A 15,827-nucleotide genomic window follows, 5' to 3' on the forward strand; every position below is an offset into this window, starting at 1 on the left:
GTCAGGTGGCGCTGGCTGCGTGCGGGCAGATTGGCGTGGCGAGGAGGGCGTGACAAACGCTTTAATTGCGGCGCATATGTGACTAAATTAGACGCATGACTAATTCACTACCGCCGCTTAATGCTGTTCGCGCCTTTGCCGTTGCTGCCCGTCATCAGAGCTTCAGCCTGGCGGCCGAAGAGCTGCATGTCAGCCACAGTGCCGTCAGCCGGCACATCAAATTGCTTGAGGAACACCTCGGCGTGCTGCTGTTCGAACGGCGTATCCGGCAATCGCTGCTGACACCGGCCGGCCAGCGCTTTTATGAGCAGGTCAGCGCCGGCCTGGCGCAGATCGCCGACGCCGCTGCAGCGCTGAAGCAGCATGCCTCGTTGCCGACCGTGAAGATCAATGTCCGACCGTCGTTTGCCATGCTTTGGCTGGCGCCGAGGCTGGCGGACTTCATTGCGCAGCACCCGGAGATCAAACCGCAGGTCATCACCCAAACCCAGGCCCCCGATCATGCACGCGACGGCTTCGACGTCGTCATTCGTCGGGGTCGTGACGACTGGGCACCGGCGATTGAGGCGCGGGCGCTGTTCGAAGACGAACTGTTGCTGGTCGCGGCGCCCTTGCTGATCGAACGATTGCCGCTTGAAGACCTCACGGCCCTGAGCCGGCACACGTTGCTGACCGCCAAGGCGCGTCGCGAAGACTGGCACAACTGGGCCCTGCACTTTGGCCAAAGCCAGTCAGCCACCCAGGTCACCCGGCAGTTCGAGCACATGCATCGGGTGCTTGAGGCGGCCGTGGAGGGGCAGGGCATTGCCTTGTGCCCGACCTCGTTGCTGGGCACCCACCTGTCGAGCGGACGCCTGATCTGCCCGTTGCCCGAGTTGCGTATGCCGTTGCCGCGTTATTACTACGGGGTTGCGCCGGATGTGACGGAGGCCACGCGGGTGTTTGTGCAGTGGTTGTTTACCCGGACGGACCTGTAGGAGCTGGCTTGCCAGCGAAGGACTCAGGCGCGCAACGTTTATCCTGTTGCAACGCGTCATCGTTAACGTCCTTCGCTGGCAAGCCAGCTCCTACAGGGGAATGCTTGAGTTTGCCAATTTTGCGTGACCTAACAAAAAGCCCACCCGACGCGTTCGCGAGGGGTGGGCTTTTTTAGTGCCTGGAGCGCTGGATCAAACCTTGACGATCCAGCCCGCTGGCGCTTCGATTTCGCCAGTCTGTACACCGGTCAGCTCTTTGTAGAGCTTCTGGGTGATCGGGCCGACGTCAGTTTCGCTGTGGAACACATGCAGGTGATCGTTGTAGCTGATGCCGCCGATCGGGGTGATCACGGCAGCCGTACCGCACGCGCCGGCTTCCTTGAAGTCGGACAGCTTGTCGATGAACACGTCACCTTCGACCACTTCCAGACCCAGGCGCGATTTGGCCAGCTCGATCAGCGACAGACGGGTGATGCCCGGCAGCACCGACGGCGAGTTCGGGGTGACGAACTTGTTGTCGTGGGTGATCCCGAAGAAGTTGGCCGAACCGACTTCCTCGATTTTGGTGTGGGTCATCGGGTCCAGGTAAATGCAGTCGGCGAAGTGCGCTTTCTTGGCCTGGGAACCTGGCATCAGGCTGGCGGCGTAGTTGCCACCGACCTTCGCCGCACCGGTGCCTTGTGGGGCCGCGCGGTCGTAGCTGGAGATCAGGAAGTTGTGCGGGGTCAGGCCGCCCTTGAAGTAGGCGCCGACCGGGATGCAGAAGATTGAGAAGATGAACTCGGGCGCAGTACGCACGCCGATGTTGTCACCCACGCCGATCACGAACGGACGCAGGTACAGCGCGCCGCCGGTGCCGTAAGGCGGGATGAAACGCTCGTTGGCGCGAACCACTTCCTTGCACGCTTCGATGAACTGCTCGGTGGACACCTGTGGCATCAACAGGCGGGCGCAGCTGCGTTGCATGCGTGCGGCGTTCTGATCCGGACGGAACAGGTTGATCGAACCGTCCTTGCAACGATAGGCCTTCAGGCCTTCGAAGCACTGCTGGCCATAGTGAAGGGCAGTCGAGCCTTCGCTGATGTGCAGCACATTGTCTTCGGTCAGGGTGCCCTTGTCCCACTCGCCATTACGCCAGTGCGACAGATAGCGCTTGTCTGTCTTGATGTAGTCAAAACCCAACTTGTCCCAATTGATGCTTTCGTTACCCATGACACCCTCTATCACTGAACAACCGTCGAAACGGTTCAAGGCTTCTGACGTTTTTTTGGATGGGGACAACAATACTTCATTCCGGGGTGGTTTCGCAGCCCGCAATTCGATCTCTGCGACCATCGATACACCCGATGGATCCCCTGTAGCAGCTGTCGAGCACCGCGAGGCAGCGTTCGGCGACGAAGTCGTCGTAATCCGGCCGACGCGGTTTACCTGAAAGAACGCGATGGCCGGTTTTGCGACGACTTCGTCGTCGAACGCTGCCTCGCGGTACTCGTCAGCTGCTACAGGGGGTTTGCGTGTGACCTTTACAGGTGCAGCGCGTGGCCTAACGCACGCAACGCCGCTTCCTGGACGGCTTCGCCCAAGGTCGGATGCGCATGGATGGTGCCGGCGATGTCTTCCAGCCTTGCGCCCATTTCCAGGCTCTGGCCGAACGCCGTCGACAACTCCGAAACACCCACACCAACGGCCTGCCAGCCAACAATCAGATGATTGTCACGGCGCGCCACGACGCGCACGAAGCCGCTTTTCGATTCCAGGGTCATCGCCCGACCATTCGCCGCAAACGGGAAACTCGACACGATGCAGTCCAGACCCGCAGCCTTGGCCTCGTCCGGGGTCTTGCCGACCACCACCAGTTCCGGGTCGGTAAAGCACACGGCGGCAATCGCGGTCGGGTTGAACTCGCGGGATTTACCGCTGATCAGTTCCGCCACCATTTCACCCTGAGCCATGGCCCGGTGCGCGAGCATCGGTTCGCCGCTGAGGTCGCCGATGGCATAGACGTTGCGCATGCTGGTCTGGCAGCGGTTGTCGATCTTGATCGCCGAACCGTTCATGTCCAGGTTCAGCGCTTCGAGGTTCCAGCCCTGGGTGTTGGGTTTGCGCCCGACCGCCACCAGTACCTGATCGGTTTCCAGGTTCAACGTGTCGCCATTCGGGTCACGAACTTGCAGTGTATTTGCTTTTGAATCAAAGGCTTCCACGCTGTGTTTCAAGTAAAGCTTCATGCCGAGCTTTTTCAATTCGTCATGAACTGGCTGGGTCAGTTCAGCGTCGTAGGCTGGCAGGATGCGCTCCTGTGCCTCGACCACGCTGACCTCGGCGCCGAGCTTGCGATAGGCAATGCCCAGCTCCAGACCGATGTAACCGCCACCGACCACGACCAGCCGTTTCGGCACGGAGGTCGGCGCCAGGGCCTCGGTGGAAGAGATGATCGGCCCGCCAATTGGCAGCATCGGCAGGGTCACGCTTTTCGAACCGGTGGCCAGCACTAGGTGCTCGCACTGAATGCGCGTGTCGCCGACTTCTACGGTTTTACCATCAATAACCTTCGCAAAACCTTGAATAACCTGGATTTTATTCTTTTTCAGCAGCGCCGAAACGCCCGTGGTCAGGCGATCAACGATACCGTCCTTCCACTCGACGCTCTTGCTGATATCGAGCGTCGGAGCTGACACGCTGATGCCCAGCGCCGAATGCTGGCTGTGGTGCTGCGTCTGGTGGAACTGTTCCGCGACGTGGATCAACGCTTTCGACGGAATGCAGCCGATGTTCAGGCAGGTGCCGCCCAACGATTCGCCTTCCACCAGAATCGTCGAGATGCCCAGCTGACCGGCACGAATCGCCGTCACATAACCGCCAGGGCCGCCGCCGATGATCAACAGTGTGGTGTTCAAAGTCTGCATGCCTGCTCCAGTTAAAAAGAGTCCACGAATAGGGTAGCGGGTTGTTCGAGCAAGCCACGAATGGCCTGGATGAATTGCGCCGCGTCCATGCCATCGACCACGCGGTGATCGAAGGAGCTGGAGAGGTTCATCATCTTGCGAATCACGATCTGGCCTTTGACCACCATCGGGCGTTCGACGATTTTGTTGACGCCGACGATCGCCACTTCCGGCAGGTTCAGCACTGGTGTGCTGACGATCCCGCCCAAGGCGCCGAGGCTGGTCAACGTAATGGTCGAGCCGGACAGCTCATCGCGGCTGGCCTTGCCAGTGCGTGCAGCAGTGGCCAACCGGGAGATTTCCGTGGCGCTGTCCCACAGGCTGCGGGCTTCGGCATGACGCACCACCGGCACCATCAAACCGATATCGGCTTGAGTGGCGATACCCACGTGCACGGCGCCGAGGCGGGTGATGACCTGGGCTTCGTCGTCGTAACGGGCGTTGATCTGCGGGAAGTCGCGCAGGGCGACGACTAGCGCACGGACCAGAAACGGCAGCAACGTCAGCTTGCCACGGGTCGCGCCGTGTTTTTCGTTCAGGTGTGCGCGCAGCTCTTCCACGGCAGTGACGTCAATTTCTTCGACATAACTGAAGTGAGCGGCGCGTTGCGTGGCGTCCTGCATGCGCTGGGCGATCTTGCGGCGCATGCCGATCACCGGGATTTGTTCTTCGTCGTTACGCTGGGCGTAAGCGGCGGTGGCGGTCGATTGCGGCTGTTGACCCTGAGCCAGATAGGCGTCGAGGTCTTCATGCAAAACGCGACCGGCAGGGCCGGTGCCACGCACCAGACGCAACTGGATGCCGAGATCGAGCGCATGTTTGCGCACGGCCGGGGAGGCCAGCGGACGCTCATCAGCTTCGCGAGCCACCATCGGACCTTGGCAGACGGCCGCTCGTGGCGCTGCAGCAGCCATCGGTTTGCTTTCAGCAACAGCGGCCACTTTTGGTGCCGCCACTGGTGCTTCTTTCACGGCAGCGGCCGCCGGCTGAGCCGACTCTTTAACGTTGCCCGCGCCTTCGACTTCAATGCTGATCAGGATGCTACCGACCGCCATGACTTCGCCGGGCACACCGCCCAGCGCAATCACCTTGCCGTGGACCGGTGAAGGGATGTCGACCATCGCCTTGTCGGTCATCACATCGGCCAGCACCTGATCTTCGACGACCATGTCGCCGACCTTGACGTGCCACACCGACAATTCAACTTCTGCAATGCCTTCGCCAATGTCCGGCATTTTAATAACGTGCGTGCCCATTCAGACCTCCATAACCCGATGCAAAGCCGCGCCCACTCGGGTCGGGCCAGGGAAATACGCCCACTCTTGTGCGTGCGGGTAGGGAGTGTCCCAACCGGTGACGCGCTCGATAGGCGCTTCCAGGTAGTGGAAGCAATGCTCTTGCACCAGGGCGACCAGTTCGGCGCCGAAGCCGCAAGTGCGGGTCGCTTCGTGAACGATCACGCAGCGGCCGGTTTTCTTCACCGACTTGACGATGGTGTCCAGGTCCAGCGGCCACAAGCTGCGCAGGTCGATGACTTCAGCGTCGATGCCGGTTTCTTCCGCCGCGACTTGCGACACATAAACCGTGGTGCCGTAGGTCAGGATGGTCACGTCCTTGCCCGGACGGGCGATGGCAGCGACGTCCAGCGGCACGGTGTAGTAACCGTCCGGGACTTGCGCGGCCGGGTGTTTCGACCACGGGGTTACCGGGCGGTCGTGGTGGCCGTCGAACGGGCCGTTGTACAGGCGTTTCGGCTCAAGGAAGATCACCGGGTCATCGTTTTCGATGGAGGCGATCAGCAAGCCTTTGGCGTCGTAAGGGTTGGACGGCATGACCGTGCGCAGACCGCAGACCTGGGTGAACATCGCCTCAATACTTTGGCTGTGAGTCTGGCCGCCGTAGATGCCGCCGCCGCAAGGCATGCGCAGGGTCATCGGTGCGGTGAACTCGCCGGCCGAGCGATAACGCAGGCGCGCGGCTTCGGAAATGATCTGGTCCGACGCCGGGTACACGTAGTCGGCGAACTGGATCTCGGCCACCGGCCGCAGACCGTAGGCGCCCATGCCCACGGCAACGCCGACGATACCGCTTTCGGAGATCGGCGCATCGAACACCCGGGAGGTGCCGTACTTGTTCTGCAGGCCTTCGGTGCAACGGAACACGCCGCCGAAGTAGCCCACGTCCTGGCCGAACACCACGACGTTATCGTCACGCTCAAGCATCACGTCCATGGCCGAGCGCAGGGCCTGGATCATGGTCATGGTGGTCGTGGTCATGGCGGTTTCCGTGCTCAGCTCAATAGTGTTGTTGTGGTCGTTCATGTCAGATCCCCAACTCTTGACGCTGGCGCTTCAAGTGCTCCGGCATCTCTTTATAGACGTCTTCGAACATCGTCGCGGCGCTTGGAATCTGGCCGCCGGCGAGGGTGCCGTACTGCTCGGCTTCTTTCTGCGCGGCAATCACTTCGGCTTCGAGTTCGGCACTGACAGCGACGTGTTCCTCTTCGGACCAGTGGCCGATTTTCACCAAGTGCTGCTTGAGGCGCGCAATCGGGTCGCCCAACGGGAAGTAGCTCCAGTCGTCGGCAGGACGGTATTTGGACGGATCATCAGAGGTGGAGTGCGGACCGGCGCGGTAGGTGACCCACTCGAGCATGGTCGGACCGAGGTTGCGGCGCGCACGTTCGGCGGCCCAGGCAGAAGCCGCGTAGACCGCGACAAAATCGTTGCCATCAACCCGCAGGGAGGCAATTCCGCAACCGACGCCACGCCCGGCGAACGTCGTGGCTTCACCACCGGCAATTGCCTGGAACGTGGAAATCGCCCATTGGTTGTTGACCACGTTGAGGATCACAGGCGCACGGTAAACGTGGGCGAAGGTGAGGGCGGTGTGGAAGTCCGATTCTGCGGTGGCGCCGTCGCCGATCCAGGCCGAGGCGATTTTGGTGTCGCCCTTGATCGCCGAAGCCATGCCCCAGCCCACGCCCTGTACGAATTGGGTGGCGAGGTTGCCGGAAATGGTGAAGAAGCCGTGGTCTTTCACCGAGTACATGATCGGCAACTGACGACCCTTGAGCGGATCGCGCTCGTTGGACAGCAGTTGGCAGATCAGGTCTACCAGCGGCACTTCCCGGGCCATCAGGATGCTTTGCTGGCGGTACGTCGGAAAGCACATGTCGTCGATGTTCAAGGCCAGGGCCTGGGCGCTGCCGATGGCTTCTTCGCCAAGGCTTTGCATGTAGAACGACATTTTTTTCTGACGCTGGGCGACCACCATGCGGTTGTCGAAGATCCGCGTCTTGAGCATGGCGCGCATGCCTTTACGCAAGATCTCGACCGGCACGCCTTCAGCCCATGGGCCGAGGGCATTGCCTTCGTCGTCGAGCACGCGAATCAGGCCCTTGGCCAGATCAGCCGTGTCAGCCGGTTCAACGTCGATTGGGGGTTTGCGCACCGTGCCGGCGTCGGTCAGGCGCAGGTAGGAAAAGTCGGTTTTGCAGCCAGGACGGCCCGAAGGTTCGGGAACGTGCAGATGCAGCGGTTCGTACGCTTGGTTCATGGCTTCTACGCTCGATCTTGTGAATTTTTTGTAGTGAGCTGACAGATTTCCTTCGATAAAAGGAATCTTGTCCTACAACAATAATAGGCCCGGTCCAGAAGAATATTTATCTCTGTTTCGTTGCGCTGGAGATCATTTGAGGATAAATAATCTGCATAAACATAAAAAACAGGTGGTTTTGTCTCATGCGCAAACTGGACCGTACCGATATCGGCATTTTGAACAGCCTTCAAGAGAACGCCCGTATCACCAACGCCGACCTCGCACGCTCGGTCAACCTGTCGCCGACACCGTGTTTCAACCGGGTCAAGGCGATGGAGGAATTGGGGCTTATTCGTGAGCAGGTGACCCTGCTGGATGCCGATCTGCTGGGCCTGCACGTGAATGTGTTTATTCACGTCAGCCTGGAAAAACAGGTGGAGGAGGCGTTGCAGCATTTCGAAGAAGCGATCTCGGATCGCCCGGAGGTGATGGAGTGCTATTTGATGGCCGGCGACCCGGACTACTTGATCCGCGTGCTGGTGCCGACGATTCAGTCGCTGGAGCGTTTCATGATGGATTTTTTGACCAAAGTGCCGGGCGTGGCGAACATCCGTTCGAGCTTTGCGCTGAAGCAGGTGCGCTACAAGACCGCGCTGCCGTTGCCGGCCAATGGCTTGACCCTCGCCAACTGAAACATCACCTTGTAGGAGCGAGCTTGTTCGCGATGGACGTTAACGATAACGCGAGTTACCTGAATAAACGCGTCGCCCTCAAGTCCATCGCGAGCAAGCTCGCTCCTACAGGCAGGGTCAGAGTTTGTTCAGGGGGATTTTCAGGTACGTGACGCCGTTGTCCTCGGGCGGCGGCAGATTCCCCGCCCGCACATTCACCTGAATCGCCGGCAACAACAGCGTTGGCATGCCCAACCCGGCATCTCGCCCTGTGCGCATGGCGACGAAGGCGGCCTCATCAATACCGTCATGAATGTGAATGTTGCTTTTACGCTGCTCACCCACCGTACTCATGCACCGAGGCTCGCGGCCCTCGGGCGGGTAGTCGTGGCAGACGTACAGACTGACGCTGGCCGGAAAGGCCAGCAGTTTGCGGATCGAGGCAAACATCTGGTTGGCGTTGCCGCCGGGAAAGTCGCAACGCGCGGTGCCCACGTCCGGCATGAACAGCGTGTCGCCCACCAGAATCACGTTACTGTCGATCAAGTAAGCCATGTCCGCCGGGGTGTGGCCGGGTACATGCAGGGCCGTGGCTTTCAGATTGCCGATGCGGAACGATTCGTCCGGCGCAAACAGATGATCGAACTGCGAACCATCGATACAAAACTCCGGCTCAAGATTGAACAGGGTCTTGAACACGCCTTGAACCTTGCTGATCGACTCGCCAATGGCAATCTTGCCGCCCAGTTCCCGGCGCAGGTACGGCGCGGCGGACAGGTGATCGGCGTGGGCGTGGGTTTCCAGCAGCCATTGCACGTGCAGTTGATGTTGACGCACGAAGGCGATGATTTTGTCGGCCTGGGTGGAGGCGGTGCGCCCGGCGGCCGGGTCGTAGTCGAGTACCGGATCGACGATCGCGCATTGGCCGCCATCGGTTTCGTAGATCACGTAACTGTAGGTCGATGAGGCGGGGTCGAGGAAGGCTTCAATCAAGGCGGGCATGGTGGCCGTTTCTATTGGGACAAGTGTTGAGGGTAGTTTCATTTTCCCCGGGTTGACCAGCCCCGCCTCAATTCAATGAAGGAAAAAAGCTGTATGGGCTCTATCCTGTCAGTCATCGATACCGGGCGTTCCCGGCTTTTGCGGACCATGAGTGTTTTATGTTGCTGGCAAGTTTTTTTGGCGTGGTGATGGGACTGGTACTCGGTTTGACCGGTGCCGGCGGCGGCATTCTTGCCGTGCCGGCCCTGGTGCTGGGGTTGGGCTGGAGCATGACTCAAGCGGCGCCGGTCGCGCTGTTCGCGGTGGGCAGTGCGGCGGCTGTTGGCGCCATCGACGGCTTGCGTCACGGACTGGTGCGTTATCGCGCGGCGCTGCTGATCGCATTGTTGGGCGCGATTTTTTCGCCGATCGGCATCTACTTCGCCCATCAGTTGCCGGAAAAAATCCTGATGATCCTGTTCAGCCTGCTGATGGTCATGGTGGCGTGGCGGATGTTGCGTCGCGAGCGCCAGGACGAAGGGCCGAGCGACCACGGCCACGCCAACTGGGGCCAGAAAAACTGCATGCTCGATCAACAGACCGGGCGCTTTTCCTGGACCGCCAAATGTACCGCGACCCTGGCCGCACTCGGTGCGGTGACCGGCGTGGTCTCCGGGCTGCTCGGCGTGGGCGGTGGCTTTCTGATCGTCCCGGCGTTCAAGCAATTGACCGATGTGCAGATGCGCGGGATTGTCGCCACCTCCTTGATGGTGATCAGCCTGATCTCGGCCATCGGCGTGATCGGGGCGTTTCATGCCGGGGTGCGCATCGACGGTTTGGGCGTGACATTCATCCTCGCGAGCATCGTCGGCATGGTCATTGGCCGAAAACTTTGCGCACGCGTACCGCCCCGGGCACTGCAAACAGGCTTCGCGTCCATCTGTGTCGTGGTCGCCGCTTACATGCTGTTTAGAGCGGGCGTCTAGCCAGCAGGGGTTCCTCTGGACGCCAGTCCGCCGAGAAGGCGTACACCCTTAGTTCCGGGCCTTGCCGTGGCCCGGTCTTACACCGAACTTGCCGCGCACCAGCGGCCAAACCAAAGCACCTGCAAACCGCCTCCAAGGCAGCGTATGACGCCGCCGGTCAGCTTTCGATAATCGCCTCCGACATCCAGTCCCCCGCTGCGGAGCGCGTCATGCACAACAATAAGAACTTCAAGCATCGTTTCTTGCCTGCCTTCATCGCCAGCCTGTCGTCCCTTGGCCTGAGCTCAGTGGCCGAGGCCGAGATCATGCTGTACGACAAGGACCAGACCACGTTTTCCACCGACGGCTACATCAACGCCTTCTACGTGAACAGCGATGTCGACCGTGCCGGCGATCAATTCGATCGCAAGCAGGCGCGAGTGAAGATGGGGTACTTGCCCAACTACCTGGGCTTCAACATGGGCAAGCAAGTCGATGACCTCAAGCTCGGCGCCCGGGCGTCGTTCTGGGTGACCATCAATGACAGCCAGACTAACGGCACCGACACGGCCATCGACGTGCGGCAGTTCTACGGCACCGTGGCCAATCCCGAGTGGGGCGAGGTGCTGATCGGCAAGGACTTCGGCCTGTTTGCCCGCTCCAACATCTTGCTCGACGAGTTGCTCGCCGGCTACGGCCAGGTCAGTGACACCCTGGGGTTGGTGGACGGTGGCGGGGTGTCGTTCGGCAACATCGGCACGGGGTATCCGTACCCGTTCCCGACATCGCAGATCACCTACCGCACGCCGGTGATGGAGGGACTGCGGGTGGCGGTGGGGATCATGGACCCGGTGGACACCAACGACAGCAGCCCGGTGGGCAAGGCCTATCAGGAGAACCCGCGTACCGAGAGTGAGATCACCTACCAGTTCGACGTCGCCGGGGCGAAGATTTATAGCTGGGTCAACGGCAGCTACCAGACGTCGGACAATACCGATTCCACCGTCAACTCGGTGACTTCCAAAGGCGTCGGCTACGGCGTGCAGGCGAAAATGGGCGGCGTGACCCTCGTTGGTTCCGGCTTCCAGGCCAAGGGCATCAACCCGTTCTTCACCAACAATGCGGGCGAGCCGACCCTGCGCAACGTCGACAGCGACGGCTATCTGTTGCAGGGCTCCTACAAACTCGGCAAAAACCGTCTGGCTTTGTCTTATGGCAAGACCAACGACGATGGCAACGGCGTGGTGGGCAGCGGTGCGGACTATGAAACCCGGGGTGTCGCGCTGTTCCATGACATCAACGACAACCTCAAGCTGGTGGCCGAGTACAACCAGTTCGAAATCAACGGCCACGACACCAGCGACCAGAATGAAAACACCGATACCTTCGCAGTGGGTGCGGTGCTGACCTGGTAACCCCACGCCAATCCCTTGTAGGAGCGAGGCTTGCCCGCGAAGAGGCCGTCACATTCAATATCGATGTCGACTGACACACCGCTTTCGCGGGCAAGCCTCGCTCCTACAGAGGGTGCGGTGTTGAGCTGATTCTCATGCCAATCCCTTGTAGGAGCGAGGCTTGCCCGCGAAGAGGCCGTCACATTCAACATCGATGTCGACTGGCACACCGCTTTCGCGGGCAAGCCTCGCTCCTACAGTGGGAGCGGTGCTGACCTGGTAACCCCACGCCAAGCCCTTGTAGGAGCGAGGCTTGCCCGCGAAGAGGCCGTCACGTTCAACATCGATGTCGACTGGCACAGCGCTTTCGCGGGCAAGCCTCGCTCCTACAGGGGATGTGTGGCGTTTTTTAGATCCGCGATAGATCGGCTCTCATCCCATCGAAGCGGCTACTCGCTACCCAAGTAGCATACGTCGCAGCCCTCAGCCTTCGTACACTCGTGCCTCATACACGCGCACCTGCGGGAGGCGACAATGCAGCAGGTCCAGAGTGAAGGGGTGGTCAGTGCGATGTCCCAGGCCACCGATGCACAGCAGGTGGCGCAGGAGCTGGCGCGGCAGTTGTTGCATCCGCATTTGGGCTTCGTGCTGTTTTTCTGTTCCGCCGAGTACGACTTGCAGGCGCTGGGCCAGGCCTTGCAACAAAGCTTCGGCGGCATTCGTCTGGTCGGTTGCACCAGCGCCGGGGAAATCACCCCGTTGGGCTACGGTCGCAATTGCGTGACCGCAGTGGGTTTCGACCATCGGCATTTTTCCATCGATGCCGAACTGATCTCCGAAATGGAGCACTTCAGCCTGATCGACGCCCAGCAAATGGTCGAGCGTCTGGTGAGTGGCTGTCGCAGCAACACCCTGGCGCCGATCAAGGGCAACAGCTTTGCCCTGACCTTGCTCGACGGCCTGTCCAGCCGCGAAGAAATGGTCCTCGCCGCCCTGAGTGCAGCGTTGGGCGATATTCCGCATTTCGGCGGTTCGGCCGGTGACGACAACCGACTGACCCACACCCACGTCTATTTCAACGGCGAGTTCCACCGCGGCGCAGCGGTGGTGGTGCTGGTCAACACCTGGCTGGATTTTGAAGTGTTCACCACCCATCACATCTTGCCAAGGGCGGAAAAACTGGTGGTGACCGGGGCCGACAGCGCCTCGCGCCGGGTCTTCGAACTGAATGCCGAACCCGCCGCCGAGGAGTACGCCCGCCACATCGGCGTGCCGGTGGCGGAACTCGATCACCGGGTTTTCGCCGCGCACCCCTTGGCCGTGCGGATCAACGATCAGTATTACGTGCGCGCGATCCAGCAGGTTCACCCGGACCTGAGCCTGAGTTTCTACTGCGCGGTGGAAAACGGCATCGTCCTCACGGTCATGACCCCAGGCCCGATGCTGCCGAACCTGCAAACCCTGTTCGAAGGACTTCAGGAACGCCTCGGCGACCTGTTGCTGACCATCGGCTGCGACTGTTTTCTCAGGCGTCTGGAACTCGAAGACGGCGGCAGTCTAGAGCAGATCGGAAGTTTTTTGCGTGACCAACGGGTGATGGGTTTCAACACCTACGGAGAACAGTTCAATGGCATGCACATCAACCAGACCTTCACCGGGGTCGCCATTGCCCGAGACCGGTCCCCCGGACATCGCTGAGCTTCAGGCGCAAGTCGCCAGCCTGCGCCACGACAACCAGAAATTGCAGCGCATCAATAGCGCGCTGATCGAGCGGATCGAGTCCGGCATCACCCGTGGCAACGACCCGTACGCGGCGTTCCAGCATTCGGTGGTGCTGGCTGAACAGGTGCGCGAACGCACCGACGCCTTGAACCAGGCCATGGCCGAACTCAAGTCGGGCAACCACTTGCTCAGCGAAGCGCGGCTGCGCGCGGAAACTGCCCATCAACATTTGATCGATGCCATCGAGAGCATTTCCGACGCCTTTGTACTGTTCGATGCCGACCAGCGAATCGTCTTGTTCAACAGCCGCTTCAAGGCGTTCTGGGGCAACAGCCGGGTGCGGATCAACGCCGGCATGCGCCTGGCCGAGGTCAAGCGGTTGATGTCTTCCACCGGGCTGTTCACCGAAGAACCCCGTGGGCATGCCGACGAAAACCTGCTCTATCGATTGCAGAACGGACGCTGGCTGCAAGTCAGCGAACGGCCGACCCAGGAAGGCGGGCGGGTGATCCTGTTCACCGACATCACCGACGTCAAACTCAGCGAAACCGTGCGCCGTGAACAAGCCGTGGCGCAGAAATCGCATTTATTGCAGCGGGCGGTCGACAACCTGTCCCAAGGCGTGGCGATGGTCAACGCCGAGGGCATTCTGGAGCTGTGGAACCGGCGCTTCCTCGAACTCAGCGGGCTCGCGCCGGTGGCCGCGCATCGGCCGTTCGCCGAAGTGATCGCCGACAGCGAATTGAACCTGCTGACCCCGGCCAGCCGCGATCCTAACGGGCGCCACGTGCAGGAATGCGAACAGCGCCTGTACGATGGCCGGGTGCTGGAAATCCGCACCCATCCGCTGCCCACCGGTGGCTTCGTCAACACCTTCACCGACATCACCGAACGTTATCAGCACGCCGAAGCCCTCAGCGAAAGCGAGCGCTGGATTCGCCTGATCACCGACCATGTGCCAGCGTTGATCGCCTACCTCAACGCCGATCTGGTCTACGAGTTCACCAACAAAGTCTACGAAGAATGGTACTGCTGGCCGCGCGGCGTGATGCTCGGGCAGAGCCTGCGCGAAGTGCACAGCGAACAGCATTACCAACGCCTGGAAGCCTACGTGGCGCGGGCCCTGGCCGGTGAGAGCGTGACGTTCGAGTTCGCCGAAACCAACATCAATAATCAGGAGCGCTACATGCTGCGCTCTTACGTGCCCAATCGCCTGGCCACCGGGGAAGTGGTGGGGATTTTCGTGTTGATCCGCGACATCACCGAACGCCGCCGCACCGCCGAGGCGCTGCACCAGGCCTATCAGAACCTTGAGCTGCGGGTGCGTGAACGCACGGCGGAGCTGACCACGCTCAATGACCAGTTGCTGCGCGAGATCGATGAACGTCGACGGGTGGAATCGCGCTTGCGCGAAGCCAAACTCGAAGCCGAACAGGCCAACCTGTCGAAGACCAAATTTCTTGCGGCTGTCAGCCACGACCTGCTGCAACCGCTGAATGCTGCGCGGCTGTTTACCAGCGCGCTGATGGAGCGCCGCGAGCCGGTGGCCAACGCGATTCTGGTGCGCAATGTCAGCAATTCCCTGGAAGACGTGGAAAACCTGCTGGGCACCTTGGTGGACATTTCCAAACTGGATGCCGGGGTGATCAAGGCTGACATTGCGCCATTCGCCCTCAGCGAGTTGCTGGAAAACCTCGCCGCCGAATACACCCAAGTGGCCCGCAGCGAAGGCCTGCAACTGCATTTCATCCCGTGCTCGGCGCTGGTGCGCAGCGACATCCAGTTGCTCGCGCGGATTCTGCGCAATCTGTTGAGCAACGCCATTCGCTACACCTACAGCGGTCGGGTGGTGCTCGGGTGCCGGCGTCATCATCAGCGGTTGTCGATTGAGGTGTGGGACAGTGGCATGGGCATTGCGGAAGACCGGCTGGAGGAGATTTTCCAGGAGTTCAAGCGCGGTGATGTGCAGCGTCCGGATCAGGATCGCGGGTTGGGTCTGGGGTTGGCGATTGTGGAGAAGATTGCCGGGATTCTCGGGCACCGGATTCATGTGCGTTCGTGGCCGGGCAGGGGCTCGATGTTCTCGATTGAGGTGCCTTTGAGCGCGACCGCACCGAAGGCGCTGCCGAGTCTGGTCATGAGTGAGCCGATGCTTGAACGTCTGCGCGGCGCGCGGGTGTGGGTGCTGGACAACGACGCGGCGATTTGCGCCGGCATGCGCACCTTGCTGGAAGGGTGGGGGTGTTTGGTGGTGACGGCGTTGTCGGAGTCGGACCTGGCTCGGCAAGTGGACAACTACCATGAAGAGGCCGACCTGCTGATCGCCGACTATCACCTGGATGACGATCAGAACGGCGTGGATGCCGTGGCCCGGATCAATGCCCGGCGAGGCTCAGCGATCCCGGCGATGATGATTACTGCCAATTACAGCAATGAGCTGAAACTGCAGATTCGCGAGCTGGGGCACACGTTGATGCATAAGCCGGTGCGGCCGATGAAGCTCAAGACGGCGATGAGTCATTTGCTCGGTCGTCCTTGAATTTTCTGGAGTATCTACTGTCGCCATCGCGGGCAAGCCCGCTCCCACAGGATCTCCACAATCCTGTGGGAGCGGGCTTGCCCGCGATGGGCG

The 15,827-nt window shown here is 60.8% G+C and carries 12 protein-coding genes; 6 read left to right on the plus strand and 6 right to left on the minus strand.

The genetic code is table 11. The features are described from left to right. Nucleotides 1-95 precede the first annotated feature (95 nt). Nucleotides 96-977 (plus strand): LysR substrate-binding domain-containing protein, encoded by an 882-nt coding sequence (locus tag AEQ67_RS16770; protein ID WP_059404952.1) that lies wholly within the window; start codon nt 96-98, stop codon nt 975-977. Nucleotides 978-1,169: 192 nt separating this feature from the next. Here AEQ67_RS16770 and AEQ67_RS16775 read toward each other — a convergent pair whose 3' ends face one another. The 5 genes from AEQ67_RS16775 to AEQ67_RS16795 all read right to left on the minus strand — a co-directional run bounded on the left by AEQ67_RS16775 (nt 1,170) and on the right by AEQ67_RS16795 (nt 7,480). Next, the gene (locus tag AEQ67_RS16775; RefSeq protein ID WP_059404953.1) at nt 1,170-2,189 is read right to left on the minus strand and encodes a branched-chain amino acid aminotransferase; all 1,020 of its coding nucleotides are present in this window, start codon (nt 2,187-2,189) and stop codon (nt 1,170-1,172) included. Between the two features lie 311 nt (nt 2,190-2,500). Then, on the minus strand, nt 2,501-3,883 hold the full coding sequence (gene lpdA, locus AEQ67_RS16780) for a dihydrolipoyl dehydrogenase (RefSeq protein ID WP_059404954.1): 1,383 nt from the start codon (nt 3,881-3,883) through the stop codon (nt 2,501-2,503). An 11-nt stretch (nt 3,884-3,894) separates the two neighbouring features. Next, entirely contained in the window at nt 3,895-5,178 is a 1,284-nt protein-coding gene (locus tag AEQ67_RS16785) for a dihydrolipoamide acetyltransferase family protein (RefSeq protein WP_059404955.1), read from the minus strand. Then, the gene (locus AEQ67_RS16790) at nt 5,179-6,243 is read right to left on the minus strand and encodes an alpha-ketoacid dehydrogenase subunit beta (RefSeq protein ID WP_059404956.1); all 1,065 of its coding nucleotides are present in this window, start codon (nt 6,241-6,243) and stop codon (nt 5,179-5,181) included. 1 nt (nt 6,244) lies between these two features. Continuing rightward, a complete protein-coding gene (locus AEQ67_RS16795; RefSeq protein ID WP_059404957.1) occupies nt 6,245-7,480 on the minus strand; it encodes a 3-methyl-2-oxobutanoate dehydrogenase (2-methylpropanoyl-transferring) subunit alpha in 1,236 nt (411 codons plus the stop codon). 185 nt (nt 7,481-7,665) lie between these two features. Between AEQ67_RS16795 and bkdR the strand changes: the two genes are divergently transcribed. Next, nucleotides 7,666-8,154 (plus strand): Bkd operon transcriptional regulator BkdR, encoded by a 489-nt coding sequence (bkdR, locus tag AEQ67_RS16800; RefSeq protein ID WP_017339472.1) that lies wholly within the window; start codon nt 7,666-7,668, stop codon nt 8,152-8,154. 117 nt (nt 8,155-8,271) lie between these two features. Here the strand turns inward: bkdR and AEQ67_RS16805 are convergent, their stop codons facing one another. Continuing rightward, nucleotides 8,272-9,135, minus strand: a complete 864-nt coding sequence (locus tag AEQ67_RS16805; RefSeq protein WP_059404958.1) for an MBL fold metallo-hydrolase — start codon at nt 9,133-9,135, stop codon at nt 8,272-8,274. Between the two features lie 158 nt (nt 9,136-9,293). Between AEQ67_RS16805 and AEQ67_RS16810 the strand changes: the two genes are divergently transcribed. The 4 genes from AEQ67_RS16810 (at nt 9,294) to nahK (ending at nt 15,734) form a co-directional block, all read left to right on the plus strand. Continuing rightward, the gene (locus AEQ67_RS16810) at nt 9,294-10,100 is read left to right on the plus strand and encodes a sulfite exporter TauE/SafE family protein (RefSeq protein ID WP_059404959.1); all 807 of its coding nucleotides are present in this window, start codon (nt 9,294-9,296) and stop codon (nt 10,098-10,100) included. Between the two features lie 209 nt (nt 10,101-10,309). After that, the gene (locus AEQ67_RS16815) at nt 10,310-11,494 is read left to right on the plus strand and encodes a porin (protein ID WP_059404960.1); all 1,185 of its coding nucleotides are present in this window, start codon (nt 10,310-10,312) and stop codon (nt 11,492-11,494) included. A 513-nt stretch (nt 11,495-12,007) separates the two neighbouring features. Beyond that, nucleotides 12,008-13,171, plus strand: a complete 1,164-nt coding sequence (gene nosP, locus AEQ67_RS16825) for a nitric oxide-sensing protein NosP (RefSeq protein WP_059404962.1) — start codon at nt 12,008-12,010, stop codon at nt 13,169-13,171. Continuing rightward, a complete protein-coding gene (gene nahK, locus AEQ67_RS16830) occupies nt 13,140-15,734 on the plus strand; it encodes a hybrid sensor histidine kinase/response regulator NahK/ErcS' (protein ID WP_059404963.1) in 2,595 nt (864 codons plus the stop codon). Before nosP ends, nahK begins: the two co-directional genes overlap by 32 nt. The last annotated feature ends 93 nt before the right edge of the window (nt 15,735-15,827 follow it).

This window comes from Pseudomonas sp. RIT-PI-q (genome assembly GCF_001297125.1).
In the GTDB taxonomy this organism is placed as follows: Bacteria; Pseudomonadota; Gammaproteobacteria; order Pseudomonadales; family Pseudomonadaceae; genus Aquipseudomonas.

Excerpts from the sequence above, each read along its gene's own strand:
- nosP (WP_059404962.1), top strand. The coding sequence starts at position 12,008 with ATGCAGCAGGTCCAGAGTGAAGGGGTGGTCAGTGCGATGTCCCAGGCC.
- AEQ67_RS16815 (WP_059404960.1), top strand. The coding sequence starts at position 10,310 with ATGCACAACAATAAGAACTTCAAGCATCGTTTCTTGCCTGCCTTCATC.
- lpdA (WP_059404954.1), bottom strand. The coding sequence starts at position 3,883 with ATGCAGACTTTGAACACCACACTGTTGATCATCGGCGGCGGCCCTGGC.
- AEQ67_RS16770 (WP_059404952.1), top strand. The coding sequence starts at position 96 with ATGACTAATTCACTACCGCCGCTTAATGCTGTTCGCGCCTTTGCCGTT.
- AEQ67_RS16795 (WP_059404957.1), bottom strand. The coding sequence starts at position 7,480 with ATGAACCAAGCGTACGAACCGCTGCATCTGCACGTTCCCGAACCTTCG.
- AEQ67_RS16775 (WP_059404953.1), bottom strand. The coding sequence starts at position 2,189 with ATGGGTAACGAAAGCATCAATTGGGACAAGTTGGGTTTTGACTACATC.
- AEQ67_RS16790 (WP_059404956.1), bottom strand. The coding sequence starts at position 6,243 with ATGAACGACCACAACAACACTATTGAGCTGAGCACGGAAACCGCCATG.
- AEQ67_RS16805 (WP_059404958.1), bottom strand. The coding sequence starts at position 9,135 with ATGCCCGCCTTGATTGAAGCCTTCCTCGACCCCGCCTCATCGACCTAC.
- AEQ67_RS16785 (WP_059404955.1), bottom strand. The coding sequence starts at position 5,178 with ATGGGCACGCACGTTATTAAAATGCCGGACATTGGCGAAGGCATTGCA.
- AEQ67_RS16810 (WP_059404959.1), top strand. The coding sequence starts at position 9,294 with ATGTTGCTGGCAAGTTTTTTTGGCGTGGTGATGGGACTGGTACTCGGT.
- bkdR (WP_017339472.1), top strand. The coding sequence starts at position 7,666 with ATGCGCAAACTGGACCGTACCGATATCGGCATTTTGAACAGCCTTCAA.